The sequence below is a fragment of the Bacillus kexueae genome, assembly GCF_022809095.1.
GTDB classification, from domain to species: Bacteria; Bacillota; Bacilli; order Bacillales; family Aeribacillaceae; genus Bacillus_BZ; species Bacillus_BZ kexueae.
Genome location: NZ_JALAZE010000009.1, coordinates 126,099 through 139,753, shown reverse-complemented (window position 1 = coordinate 139,753; position 13,655 = coordinate 126,099). Strand labels below are relative to the sequence as shown.

The 13,655-nt window shown below is 37.8% G+C and carries 13 protein-coding genes and 1 rRNA gene; 5 read left to right on the top strand and 9 right to left on the bottom strand.

Translation table 11 applies throughout. From position 1 onward, the window contains the following. Positions 1-112 (bottom strand): 16S ribosomal RNA (locus ML543_RS14305); the annotation flags it as partial. Between the two features lie 223 nt (positions 113-335). Beyond that, a complete protein-coding gene (locus ML543_RS14300) occupies positions 336-1,217 on the bottom strand; it encodes a nucleotidyltransferase-like protein (protein ID WP_243388100.1) in 882 nt (293 codons plus the stop codon). 517 nt (positions 1,218-1,734) lie between these two features. Between ML543_RS14300 and ML543_RS14295 the strand changes: the two genes are divergently transcribed. Then, a complete protein-coding gene (locus tag ML543_RS14295) occupies positions 1,735-2,088 on the top strand; it encodes a YgzB family protein (protein WP_243388099.1) in 354 nt (117 codons plus the stop codon). 57 nt (positions 2,089-2,145) lie between these two features. Here ML543_RS14295 and perR read toward each other — a convergent pair whose 3' ends face one another. The 6 genes from perR to ML543_RS14265 all read right to left on the bottom strand — a co-directional run bounded on the left by perR (position 2,146) and on the right by ML543_RS14265 (position 6,949). Further along, positions 2,146-2,583: a peroxide-responsive transcriptional repressor PerR gene (gene perR, locus ML543_RS14290; protein WP_243388098.1), complete on the bottom strand. Its 438-nt coding sequence runs from the start codon at positions 2,581-2,583 to the stop codon at positions 2,146-2,148. A gap of 557 nt (positions 2,584-3,140) precedes the next feature. Next, the gene (gene bcp / locus ML543_RS14285) at positions 3,141-3,605 is read right to left on the bottom strand and encodes a thioredoxin-dependent thiol peroxidase (protein WP_243388097.1); all 465 of its coding nucleotides are present in this window, start codon (positions 3,603-3,605) and stop codon (positions 3,141-3,143) included. 65 nt (positions 3,606-3,670) lie between these two features. Then, the gene (locus ML543_RS14280; protein WP_243388096.1) at positions 3,671-4,075 is read right to left on the bottom strand and encodes an ion channel; all 405 of its coding nucleotides are present in this window, start codon (positions 4,073-4,075) and stop codon (positions 3,671-3,673) included. A 159-nt stretch (positions 4,076-4,234) separates the two neighbouring features. Beyond that, positions 4,235-5,020 (bottom strand): ABC transporter permease, encoded by a 786-nt coding sequence (locus ML543_RS14275; protein WP_243388095.1) that lies wholly within the window; start codon positions 5,018-5,020, stop codon positions 4,235-4,237. A 4-nt stretch (positions 5,021-5,024) separates the two neighbouring features. Continuing rightward, a complete protein-coding gene (locus ML543_RS14270) occupies positions 5,025-5,816 on the bottom strand; it encodes an ABC transporter permease (RefSeq protein ID WP_243388094.1) in 792 nt (263 codons plus the stop codon). 122 nt (positions 5,817-5,938) lie between these two features. After that, positions 5,939-6,949: an ABC transporter ATP-binding protein gene (locus tag ML543_RS14265; RefSeq protein WP_243388093.1), complete on the bottom strand. Its 1,011-nt coding sequence runs from the start codon at positions 6,947-6,949 to the stop codon at positions 5,939-5,941. A 155-nt stretch (positions 6,950-7,104) separates the two neighbouring features. Here ML543_RS14265 and ML543_RS14260 point away from each other — a divergent pair, with 155 nt between their 5' ends. The 4 genes from ML543_RS14260 to ML543_RS14245 all read left to right on the top strand — a co-directional run bounded on the left by ML543_RS14260 (position 7,105) and on the right by ML543_RS14245 (position 12,608). Then, complete coding sequence (locus tag ML543_RS14260) at positions 7,105-8,397, top strand: glutamate-1-semialdehyde 2,1-aminomutase (protein WP_243388092.1); 1,293 nt, start codon at positions 7,105-7,107, stop codon at positions 8,395-8,397. Positions 8,398-8,602: 205 nt separating this feature from the next. Further along, the gene (locus tag ML543_RS14255) at positions 8,603-9,682 is read left to right on the top strand and encodes an FUSC family protein (protein WP_243388091.1); all 1,080 of its coding nucleotides are present in this window, start codon (positions 8,603-8,605) and stop codon (positions 9,680-9,682) included. Positions 9,683-9,904: 222 nt separating this feature from the next. Next, complete coding sequence (locus ML543_RS14250) at positions 9,905-10,729, top strand: MBL fold metallo-hydrolase (protein ID WP_243388090.1); 825 nt, start codon at positions 9,905-9,907, stop codon at positions 10,727-10,729. A 73-nt stretch (positions 10,730-10,802) separates the two neighbouring features. Next, a complete protein-coding gene (locus ML543_RS14245) occupies positions 10,803-12,608 on the top strand; it encodes a S9 family peptidase (RefSeq protein WP_243388089.1) in 1,806 nt (601 codons plus the stop codon). Positions 12,609-12,752: 144 nt separating this feature from the next. Here the strand turns inward: ML543_RS14245 and nikC are convergent, their stop codons facing one another. After that, positions 12,753-13,646, bottom strand: a complete 894-nt coding sequence (gene nikC / locus ML543_RS14240) for a nickel transporter permease (RefSeq protein ID WP_243388088.1) — start codon at positions 13,644-13,646, stop codon at positions 12,753-12,755. Positions 13,647-13,655 lie beyond the last annotated feature (9 nt).

Sequence of the window (13,655 nt, the reverse complement as noted above, 5' to 3'; positions counted from 1 at the left end):
ACCCGTCCGCCGCTAACGTCAAGGGAGCAAGCTCCCTATCTGTTCGCTCGACTTGCATGTATTAGGCACGCCGCCAGCGTTCGTCCTGAGCCAGGATCAAACTCTCCAAAAAAGTTTGATTGCTCATAAAAAAAGAATTAACGTTGACGCTTCGTTTTGTTTAGTTTTCAAAGAACTCTTCCGCCGCTTCACCTTCTCGTGACAGCGACTTTTTTATATTACCAAACGAATTGTTTGGTGTCAACAACTTTTTTGAAACTTTTTTCAAAAAACAACCATCGCTTCCGACTTATTCCTTTCTGTCATCAGCGACGGTTATTAATATATCACCATAATTATTCTACGTCAACACTTTTCTTCAAAAAATATCCTCGATGATAAATTCCATGACCTTTTGTCTCAACTCGGTTAATGCCGACAATATCTCTGTCAATTAAAAATTCGAGAAGTACACTTAAATCAACCGCATAAAACTGAACGTCAGGATGCTCAACTAAATCAGCAAAGAACCACATATCTTTTTCAGCTAATACATTAATTAAATGAGCTGCCCCAATTTCTGTTTTCGTATGGATTAAGAAATCAAAAGCTAAAAACAACAACTCTAAACGTTTATGAAGTTCTTCATCACTTTCAACAAGCTCTTTGTACAACTTATAAACTTGAGGCTCAATATGCTTTACTTGATTCCAAACGGTAATCTCCGGATGAAATCCTCGGTCAATTACTTCTAATCGCGCCAAATGGTGTAGAGAGTGGATAATATGGTTGTATGCATCGAGATAGTGTTTCCCTTCAAAGAAAGCTTTACCTTCCATATAACGTCTAATCAATTTTGCAAATTCGATGGAAATTTTCAGTTTTCTCTCTTGGAATGGAAATGTATTTAGTCGATCGATTAAGCCTACTAAGTATTCATTCCGATCAAATAATACTTTTCCATTTAATACCCAATCAATCATTCTTCGGTTAGTCCCAAGAAGAATCCATTCATTTAGTTGCTTTTCCGTTACAACATGCAAAGCTGCTTTTTGATCCATGAATTCGTAATGCTTAATAAAAAACGGTTTTTCTGCATCCTTCGTAATAATTAACAATGCAACATCTAAGTTATCGGTTTGCGGTGATGTTTGGTTTCGCTTTTCAATCATTAAGACAGCAAGGGTGTCAGGGTGACTTGCTCTTTCTTGATAAATCGGGCGAAGCATATCCTTCACAATCATTCCCCCATCCGTTAATTATAGAGTTTCATTCGTATTAACTAATTCATTTATTTCAACTTTAAGCTACAGATTGTTGCTTTTACAATGAATATTAAACGCTCCAGACACTTGCCTTTCCACAGGGAGGAAGTCGAGCCTCCTCGGGATGCGCCTTCCAGGTCTCGCCCTTTCCTCTAAATCCTGCAGGAGTCAAGTATCCTCCGCTCCATTACATAGAGGAAAAATCCCCCTGAACAATTTAGAAAACAGCCTAATCATTTGAATTAACACCTGCTACCTGTTTAAAGTACAACAACAAGTATTAAATTCAGGACAAATGATATGAAAATGTATTGCCCCTTTTTCTTATCTAATAGCTAGAGCTTCATTCGACTAGAATTGCTGGAATTGCTACTGTTTAGTGTACAGTTTCTACAAAGTCTTCTGAAATCCCTTTATTTCAATTTTCGAATTTCTTCCTTGGTTATCGCTGTAAAAAGTATGCTATATTATTGTACAGGAGGTAACGAAAATGTCACGCAAATATTCCAGTAAAATAAATAAAATACGTACATTCGCTTTAAGTTTAATCTTTGTTGGCTTTTTAATTATGTACATCGGGATCTTTTTTAAAGAAAACGTTGTCGCGATGACTATTTTTATGCTCTTAGGACTTTTATCAATTATTGCAAGTACTGTTATTTACTTTTGGATTGGAATGCTCTCTACAAAAGCAGTTCAAGTAATTTGTCCAACATGTGAAAAGCCGACGAAAATGCTTGGTCGTGTAGACATGTGCATGCATTGCCGAGAGCCCCTTACTCTTGATAAAGAGCTGGAAGGAAAAGAATTTGACGAAAGCTATAATCGAAAAGCAAAGCAATAATGGCTATTGCCTAAAGATCAATACATAAAAAAGCTGATAGTTTGACTATCAGCTTTTTTAGTGCGTTTCTTTTTGTTGACAATCACTGCATGTTCCGTACACTTCCATACGGTGATGACTTACTTTAAATCCCGTCACATGTTCAGCTAAATTTTCTACTTCATCTAAACCCGGATAGTGGAAGTCAACAATTTTGCCACAGTTCTCACAGATGATGTGATAGTGATCGGAAGTGACAAAGTCAAACCGACTTGAAGAATCTCCATACGTAAGCTCCTTGACTAATCCAACTTCGCGAAAAACACGTAAATTGTTATATACAGTCGCTACACTCATATTTGGAAATTTTCCTTCAAGCGCTTTATAAATATCATCGGCCGTCGGATGATTCATGGATTGAATTAAATACTCTAAAATCGCATGACGTTGCGGAGTAATACGGACTCCAAATTGCTTCAACGTGTCAAGCGCTTCATTCAACATGCTTTCTGACATCGTCATGCACCTCTTTTCTTCGTTAAAATTGGAACCAGTAAAAAGGAACGAAGGGTTTTCGTCCGCTTTTTAAAAAATTCTTATTTTATAATGTTTATAAATAGTGTACATTGAGAGATAAACTTTTGTCAACGGACGAAGCTCTATGTAGAGAAATACAATTAATGGAACTTCAACTCATTGTATATCATTAAGAAACATACAAGATTTTACACTCACACCCCCGACATGAAAATTTATTCTCCCCGGGGTTTCCTTTCTACCATCTACCTATCATGATCGATCATTCGGCTCATAGGTAATTTTTATTTTCACAGAAAAAGCGCAAAGCGCAAGTCCTTAGGCGAAGGGCGCTTGGAGCTAGACACCAAAAAAAACGGTAAAGAGAGTACTTTAACACTTTATTGAACTTAAACTTTCTGTAACAATCAAAAAAAAGCGAACGAAAATTCGTCCGCTTACACCATAGATTGTTTGAGGAGAAATGCACTTGTTACACTGCATTATACGCATGCAGCAACATTTGTGCTTAGACTCCTATCATTAGAAACCTTTTTTTATAATTCCTCTCGAATGTAACGTAGCGCTTCTTCCACATGTCCTTTCACACGAACTTTGCGCCACTCTTTCACAAGTTTCCCCTCTTTATCAATAATAAAAGTAGATCGCTCAATTCCCATGTATTCTTTACCGAAGTTTTTCTTCAATTTCCATACACCGTACGCTTCCGCTACTTGGTGATCTTCATCAACTAATAATAAAAACGGTAAGTCGTGCTTTTCTTTAAATTTTTGATGTCTGTTTTGCGGATCTGGGCTAACCCCTAAAATCACTGCATCTAAATCAACAAAGCTTTCGTGATGATCACGGAAGTCACACGCTTCCGTTGTACATCCTGGTGTCATATCTTTCGGATAAAAATAAAGAACAACGTATTTCCCTTTAAAGTCTGAAAGCTTAACTTTCTCACCATTATCCGCAACTAATTCAAATTCTGGTGCTAATTGACCTACTTCAACCATATGTATCCCTCCATTGATTATGCTTTTCCATTATAAGCGTAACCAATTTCATAAAGTGATACAACTTATTGATTTTTATCAATGCCAATCACCGCTCGTGCTACAACAGTCGTCGGGAGAATATAGCCTAAAAATGCTTCAATGAGCGCAATCCATCTCCCAATTCCGATTGGCGTAATATCCCCGTACCCCACCGAAAAGAGCGTAACTGCGCTAAAGTAAAGGCATGATTCTAATTTTTCGAAATATGTCCCTTCTAACTCCATCCCCATTTCTTGGAGAACGACAACATCATATTCTACAAGCAATAAATATATCATCGCAAAACCAATTAAAAACGATACATACACAAGTCCTATTACATAAACCGTTTCAAAGGATAGAAACGTCCCTTTTCTTACCGCTTTGATCAGAATGCGTACACTCATGATTAGACATAGTAAGACCCCTAATCCAATGATAAATCCCATCCACTTCCCCCTGAAAAGTACAGTTTGTACAATATACCGTGAATTTCATAAAAATATACCGATAAGAGAATCCTTGTTTATTAGTTCATAATTTCACTATAAAAAGAGCCCTCAAGAATTCCATCTCTTATTCTTAAAGGCTCCTTTATTCCATTTTCTCTAATTACCCGCTCCTCGATATCTTTTCACTCCAGCATTCCATAATAGAATGGATAGACTAAAAAAGATCATTCCCATAACAGGGGTTATAAATGCGTATCCATACCACTCTTCTTTGTTTAAGAAGTACGCTGAAGGGTAAACACCTACAAAAGCAAACGGCAAAATCCAAGTTAGAATATAACGAATAATACGATTGTATATATTTACAGGATATCGACCGTAGTTTCCGATGTTATACATCATAGGCATAATAGATGTACGTGCATCGGACCAAAACCCAATACTAGCAATCGAAACGAAGATGCCAGCATATACGAGCGTACCACCAAGAACAAATAAGATAAAAATAAAAAGATCATACCAATGAAAGGTTAATTGTAGCTGAATAGCCGCATACCCCATGATGATAAACCCTGTAATGGCACCAAATAGCGATTCTAGTTCCATTCGCTCTAGCACCACTTGAAATAAGCTATGAATAGGCCTTGTTAAAATACGATCCATTTCCCCTTTTACAATATAACGTTCATTAAAATCCCAAATGTTAAAAAACGATGCAAAAAGTGCAAACGGTACTAAAAAGAAACCATAAATAAAGATAATCTCATCTCGATTCCAGCCACTAAGCATACTCGTATGCCCAAAAACTACGAGAATAAAAATTAAGTTCGCTGCTTGAAACATCATGTCTGATATTAATTCTACAACCATGTCCGTACGATATTGCATGCGCGTCTTCAAATATTGACCCATATATTGAAAAAACATAGAAGCATAAAACATATCATCATCCCCCTTGGATTATCATTTGCTTTTTCGCAGTTGCCCACATAATTTGGATTGGGATGATTAAGACAACAGCCCAAATAACTTGAGTGAAAAGCGCGTTAAACACTTCCTGCCCTTGGAAGCCTTCCGTAAAAATCATACTCGGGATATAGCTGATTGCCTGAAACGGAAACCACTTCATCACATCCTGTGCCCAAAGAGGGTAAAAACTAATAGGTAATAACAACCCGGAAAATAAATCGATAACCACTCGCTTTGCACGCATCAGACCATCGGCATTAAATAAGAAAAACGTTAACATGCCGGTTAATAAATTAATTTGCGTATTGATGATAAAACTTAGCAAAATAGATAACGTGAAATATCCCCACGTCATGCCGTCGGCCGAAAAAGAAAGAGGAAAGACGAGACTAACAATAACCATCCCTGGTACGGAGAAGAAAAACAATCGGAAAATCCCTTCTCCTAACGCTTGCATCGTCTTCATCCCAAGGTAATGATACGGACGAATAAGCTCTACTGCGACTTTTCCTTCTTTAATCTCGCTAGCAATCTCTCGGTCGATATTGTTAAAGTAAAAAGCCCTCGCCATCCACGCAACGGCAACATACGTAACCATCTGCGTCACAGATAACCCTTGAATATCTTCTTTCGCCCCATATATCGCCGACCATAAAAAATAGTAAGCACCAATATTAATACTGTAAATTAAAATTCCTGTATAATAGTTCGTTCGGTACGCAAGCATCATTAAGAAACGTATCCGAATCATTTCAAGATATTTTTCCATTCACTCCACCCTTATTCCAATTACACTCGATCACTATCATTTTCTAAATTGATTCGTTGGGTTACTTTTAGTCCTTCAAGAAAAGATAGATGAAAGCACCTCTTTTAAGCATTCGTCCCTTTCTACTTTGTGGCTTCCCCTTTTTCATAGATGTTACGAATTATTTCTTCCGTAGAAATCTCACGGATACTTAAATCGTTTATCTTCTCTGAAGCGACAACTCGACTAATGAGCTCTGACATATCCGCTTGATGGTTTGCCACTTGGGCGGTCCATACATTGTTACGGTCCCCCATTACCCACTGAACAGATAATTTATCCGTCAACTCCATTAAACGGGCTTCTGTCACTTCATGACCGAATTGAAACTCAATTTGTTTACCTTCTCCCCAGTGGCTTCGCAAATGATTAAGCGAACCGTCATAAATAATCTTCCCTTCATCAAGCATCACGACACGCTCACACAGTGCTTCGATATCGGATAAATCATGAGTCGTTAAGAGAATCGTTGTTTTATATTTTTCATTTATTTCTTTTAAAAATTGGCGAATTTTTAACTTTACTAGCACGTCTAATCCAATCGTCGGTTCATCTAAAAAAAGTAAAGGTGGATTATGAATAAGAGCTGCCGCCAATTCACAACGCATTCGTTGGCCTAACGACAGTTTTCGTACCGGTTTGTCTAAAAGCGGTTCAATGTCTAACGTCTTGATGACATGATCCATATGTTCGTTATAATCTTGGTCCGAAACTTGGTAAACTTTTTTTAACAACCGAAACGATTCTTGAACCGCAATATCCCACCATAGCTGGGAGCGCTGACCAAAAACGACTCCGATAGTACGGACAAACTTTTCGCGATCCTTATGCGGATTCATCCCATTTACAAGAACATGTCCTGCTGTTGGTGTCAAAATACCCGTTAACATTTTAATAGATGTTGATTTTCCTGCCCCGTTCTCGCCAATATAACCAACCATCTCTCCTTGCTTGACAGAAAACGATATATCGTCAACAGCGCGAATCGTTTTATAGTTACGTGTAAATAAATCACGAAACGCTCCTTTTAATCCTGAGCGACTTGAGTAACTTTTAAATTCTTTTCGCAAATTTTCTACTTCAATGACATTCATTCTGTTCCCTCCGGCTCTATAACGAAAAACTGTCTTTTGATACATCGAATAGTTTAGCGGAAACATGGTGATTAAACAAACAATGTGCACCCCTTCTCATATTTGTGAAAAGTGCTAGAATAGACTAGGATGGAATACAAAAAGAAGGTGAAAGAATGAACTTTACAAAATCTGAGCAGCTTCACCAAGAAGCGCTTGAACATATTGTCGGGGGAGTCAATAGCCCTTCACGCTCCTACAAAGCAGTAGGTGGCGGAGCTCCCGTTGTCATGGAAAAAGCAAAGGGTGCATATTTTTGGGATGTAGACGGAAATCAATATATCGATTATTTAGCAGCTTACGGTCCCATTATTACTGGGCACGCCCATCCACATATTACAAAAGCGATTCAAACAGCAGCGGAAAATGGGGTCTTGTATGGAACTCCTACTCCACATGAAGTAAAATTTGCAAAAATGCTGAAAGAAGCAATGCCTGCTTTAGAGAAGGTTCGCTTCGTGAACTCCGGAACTGAGGCTGTTATGACGACGATTCGTGTCGCTCGTGCCTATACAGGGCGTGACAAAATTATAAAATTCGCCGGATGTTATCACGGTCACTCTGATTTAGTTCTCGTAGCAGCTGGATCAGGTCCTTCCACACTTGGAACACCGGACTCTGCAGGTGTTCCAAAGAGCATTGCTCAAGAAGTGATAACCGTTCCATTTAATGAAATTGAGCCATTTAAAGAAGCATTAGAAAAATGGGGAGATCAAGTAGCAGCTGTGTTGGTTGAACCGATCGTTGGAAATTTCGGGATTGTAGAACCGAAACCTGGTTTTTTACAAGAGGTTAATCGATTAACTCACGATGCTGGTGCTCTTGTCATTTACGATGAAGTTATTACAGCCTTCCGTTTTATGTATGGTGGTGCACAAGACTTATTAGGTGTAAAACCAGACTTAACTGCATTAGGAAAAATCATTGGTGGCGGATTACCAATCGGAGCATACGGTGGCCGTAAAGACATTATGGAAAAGGTAGCGCCACTTGGACCAGCATATCAAGCAGGGACGATGGCTGGAAACCCAGCATCCATCTTATCTGGAATCGCCTGTCTTGAAGTGTTACAACAAGAGGGCGTGTACGATGAGCTCGATCGACTTGGGGCACTGTTAGAAGAAGGGATTTTAGCACACGCGAAAGCGTACAACATCCCGATTACCATTAACCGCTTAAAAGGTGCTTTAACGGTATATTTCACGAATGAAAAAGTGTACAACTACGAGCAAGCGGAAAACACAGACGGTGAGATGTTTGCGAAATTCTTTAAACTCATGCTTCACCAAGGAATCAATTTAGCTCCTTCTAAATACGAAGCTTGGTTCCTAACGATTGCTCATACGGAAGAAGATATTCACAAAACACTTCAAGCAGTCGAAAATGCTTTTCAACAACTTTCTACCTAACTCACTTGAGATGGCTACATGTTAGCCATCTTTTTTATAACGATTGGGTAACAATCTTGTAAAAACATTTAACGTTCCGAAAATCATCTTGAACATTCAGTCAAAACGATGTATATTACTTACTTGATTCACATACCAATTATTGTTTAGGGCAAAATAACAATTTACAGGAATCTTGTAGGAAAGGAAGACCAATTTAACTCTTATGAAACTTGGAGCCCGCATTTTAAAAACTGGGATAGCCATTACAATGGCATTATTAATTGCGATGATTTTAGACCTACCATCGCCTGCATTTGCGGGGATTGCTGCAATCTTTGCTGTGCAGCCTTCCATTTACAAATCGTATCAAACGGTTATCGAACAAGTTCAAGCCAATTTGATTGGCGCAATTGTCGCCGTTTTATTCGGTTTATTTTTCGGATCTAACCCTTTTATTATCGGATTTGTTGCAATTATTATCATATCCATTTGCTTAAAGTTAAAGCTTGAAAACACCATTTCCATCGCACTCGTAACGGAGATTGCAATTCTGGAGGCTACCGGTGAGAACTTTATATACATTGCTGGAATTCGCTTTTTCACCATCTTAATAGGCGTTTTATCCGCTTTTGTTGTGAACCTCGTCTTTATGCCTCCGAAATATGAGGCGAGACTATATCATAAAACGACTCATGTAACAGAAGAAATCATTAAATGGATTCGCATGAACCTGCGCCAAGCATCTGAGTATGGAACACTAAAGGAAGATATCAATCGAATTAAAGACCAGCTCATAAAACTCGACCAACTGTTTCTTCTATATAAAGAAGAACGAACGTATACAAAGGCAAAAATTTATCCAAAATCGAGGAAGCTAGTCTTATATCGCCAGCTTCTCACGACAACCAATCGCGCCTTTTACACGTTAAAAAAATTACACCGCCTTGAAAATGAGCTTCATCAAATGCCGATAGAATTCCAAGAAGTCATCATTTCAGAGCTCGATGTTTTGCTTCATCATCACGAAGAAGCATTATTAAAATTTGCAAAGAAAATCAAAGCCGATAAAACATCAGAGTTGGCCACCATCAATACCTTTGAAAAAGAAAAACTTGTACAAATCTTTTTAGACTATCAAAAATCATGTAAAGATCCTAACTGTTTTCATCATCTATTACCATTAGTCGCATCTATCATTGACTATCATGAACACTTAGAACATTTACACGTCTTAATTAATAGCTATCAACATTATCATCAAAAAGAAAATGACGATTTAGATTTAACGGAAGAATCTATTTGACCCCTCAATTCATGAGGGGTCAAAAAATTCAGCCCTTTTTCGTCGCAATTAAATTTAGTATCACTTCACTAAAGGAAGACATATCTAGTTTTCGCACGACGCTTAACAGTCGTCTTCACTTTTCACACTTCCACGCTCCTATCAATCATTTTTACACAATAATATGTTACACTTAATCCAACAATCTTTACCATTATATGGTGAGAAGGAAGGGGAAACGAAATGTTCATCAAAAAGCGAGCTTCTTCAGGGGAAACAAATGGGGTAAGCTATTTAAACGGTGAAGTAAAAGTCAACGGGTATACACTTAATGTCTACTGTTTTGTTACTGACGGTATTTTAATTGACACAGGTGCCCATTCTTTACATAAGTACTTTGAATTGTTTATTCAAAAATCTGATTTTGATAAAGTTATGATAACTCACCATCACGAAGACCATACTGGCTGTGCTGCATATATTGAAAAAATGATGAATCGTCCAATTTATATTAATGAAAAGTCTGTATCCCTCTGTCAAAAAAGAGCTTCTTACCCACTTTATCGTCAACTTTTTTGGGGAAGACGCAAACCATTTCACCCAAAGCCACTTTCAAACAACTTTACCTCTAGAACATCAACATGGGACGTAATCGATACACCGGGGCATGCATTTGATCATTTAGCTTTTTTAAATCGGCAAACGGGACAACTGTTTACCGGTGATCTATTTATTCATGAACGAACGAAAGTAATATTAGAAGAAGAAAGCATTCCCCAATTAACCGAATCTTTAACAAAGATTCTATCGTACGATTTTGAAGATGTGTTTTGTAATCATGCTGGTTTCATCCAAAAGGGCCGGGAAACATTGCAACAAAAGCGCGACTTTTTAGTATCTCTTCAACAAGAAATTCTTCACTTACACACAAAAGGACTAACACCTGAAGCCATTTGTAAACAGCTATTCCCGAAAAAATATCCTATCATCCGCATCTCAAACGGCGAGTACCATACGATGCACATCGTTACATCCATATTAAGTGAAAAAAATATCTATCACCATTAACATTTACCTATTATATCCAATTATATATAATATTTATTGAATGTTAATATAATTCAGAAAGGCAGGAAGGAATATGCTTACATTTCCAAAACCATCTACTCAACAGTTTCTTCAATTTATAAGAATGGAAGATTTCACTGTAAGTCCAGATGAAACCCAAGTCATAATCAGCACAAATTTAAACGGAAAATTTAATCTGTGGTCTTTAAATTTACCAAATCACTTCCCTTCGTTACTCACCTTTTTTAATCAACCCATTGATTCACTTCATTTTGTAGAAAGTGGGGATTTTATTCTTGTCGGATTTGATCAAGACGGTGATGAAAACGTTCAGCTATACGCCTTATCTCCTAATGGAGGAGAAGTATTACCACTTAGAAAAGAAGAAGGAGAACGACATTTCTTTGGCCATTTATCAAATGACGGAAAACATTTATACTACACAAGTACTAAAGGCAACCCAATGTTTCTTAATTCCTTCAAGTATGATGTTCTAGCAGGGAAGGAAGTTTGTTTAATAGAAGGAAAGGACGCTCCTACTTTTATTCATGCAGTATGTCCACATGAACAAAGCTTCGTATCTATCAAAGATTTCGTAAACACTCATTCATTAGCCTTCGTTCATACGAATGATGATGAGCTTTTATTAACTCCTCAAACGAATGAACAACATACTGTCTCTAATCCTATTTATATCTCTGACAACGAAATTTATTTTCTTACAAACTATGATTCAGACTTTTCCTACCTAGCCAAGTTTAATATCCCTTCTAAAAAATTTTACAAAGTATTCTCTATTGAAAAAGAAGATTTTACAGCAATGAAATATTCTCCAGAAGAAGAAATTCTATATTTAGTAGGTTCCTACGGAGTCGACGATCGTCTTTACCAATATCACATTCCATCAGGGATGAGCGAACAAGTCCCACTTCCGATTAAAGTTATTCATAAAATTGAAGTAAAGAAGAGTGGAAATTTGTACGTAATGGGGGAAACTACAACACGGCTATGTAACCTTTACCAATCTACGAATCAAGGACAAGACTGGACTGAATTAACACATTACAGAATTCCAGGCATTTCAGAGAAACAGCTTGTCGAACCAGAAATCATTACATATCCATCAGATGATGGCTTGGTGATTGAAGCTTTATGGTTTCAAGCCAACAATGATATAAAAAACGACCATGTCGTTTTTTATCCACACGGTGGTCCCCAAGCAAGTGAACGGATGATATTTAACCCTATTTTTCAACTTCTTCTTGCAAATGGATATTCAATCTTCGCTCCGAACTTTCGCGGGTCATCCAATTACGGTCTATCATTTATGAAAATGGTAGAAGGAAACTGGGGAGACGGTCCACGCTTTGATAATCTTGCAGGGATAAACTGGTTGATTAATAATGGATACGTAGATAAAGACAAATTATTACTATTAGGTGGAAGTTACGGTGGTTATATGGCATTGTTGTTACACGGACGTCACCACGAATACTTTAAAGCCGTTGTCGATATTTTCGGAGTAAGCAATCTACTTACTTTCTTAGACTCCATCCCTGAGTATTGGAAGTCTTACGCAACCCAATGGGTTGGAGATCCAATTAAAGATCGAAAGAAGCTCATTGCACATTCTCCCATCACCTATATCGACCAAATGGTCAAACCGATGCTCGTCATACAAGGTGCAAACGATCCACGCGTCGTTAAAGAAGAATCCGATCAAATCGTTACGAAGTTAAAAGAAAAAGGTCGACATATTGAATACATCGTTCTAGACGATGAAGGTCATGGATTCCAGAAAAAAGAGAACGAAATCTTTGTCTTTAGCAAAGTGGTTGAATTCCTTAATCAAATGATAAAACAAGAAAAGGTGTGCTAGTCTCTTACTGTCTAGCAAAACAACCGTAATCAAAAATCGCTAATTATGATGGAAGGCCTCCATTCTTTGAAGTTCTCAATTCATAAAAGGAATGATATTCAATTTTCCACCTAAAAGAAGACAGCGTCACCTCGCTGTCTTCTTTTAATCTTTCATTTTTGGATCCAATGCATCACGCAATCCATCTCCCATTAAGTTAAAGCCTAAAACCGTCAGCATAATAGCTAAACCAGGGAAGATTAGTGTCCATGGCGCTTGCATTAAATATTGCTTGGAGTCAGAAAGCATTTTCCCCCATTCAGGTGTCGGCGCTTGTGCACCTAGCCCTAGGAATCCTAACGCGGCTGCTTCTAAAATCGCCGTCGCAATCGCAAGAGACCCTTGAACAATGATTGGCGTTAAGCTATTTGGTAAGATGTGATGAACTAAGATTCGGAAATCTTTCATTCCAATGGCTTTTGCCGCCATAATATATTCTTCTTGTTTCACACTTAATACACGAGATCGAACTAAGCGTCCGAAGTTCGGAATATTAATAATCGCTATGGCAATCAAAGCATTTTGAAGAGAAGGTCCTAAAATTGCGATAACCGCGATAGCTAGAAGAATACTAGGGAATGCAAGCATAATATCAAAAATTCGTGAAATAATCGTATCAACCCATCTTCCGTAATAAGCGGCAATAATCCCAAGTGCTGATCCAATTATGGCAGAGCCTAATACTGCAAAAAATCCTACCCACAATGAGATTCGCGCTCCATAAATAATTCGCGAAAAAATATCTCGTCCGAAGTCGTCTGTACCAAACCAATGGTCGCTTGACGGAGGTAAAAGCCGTTCAGACAATTGTTGTTCTTTAAATCCATACGGTGCGATAAGTGGTGCAAAAATGGCTACAAGGATAAAAAAGACAACGATCCCTAACCCTAACAGGGCAATTTTATTTTTCCGAAACGTTTCCCAAGCTTCTTGTAAGGGCGATTTCACTTTGTCTTCTTGTATTTGAACGTTTACATCATTTCTTGCAAGTTCAGCCATGAAAAGTCC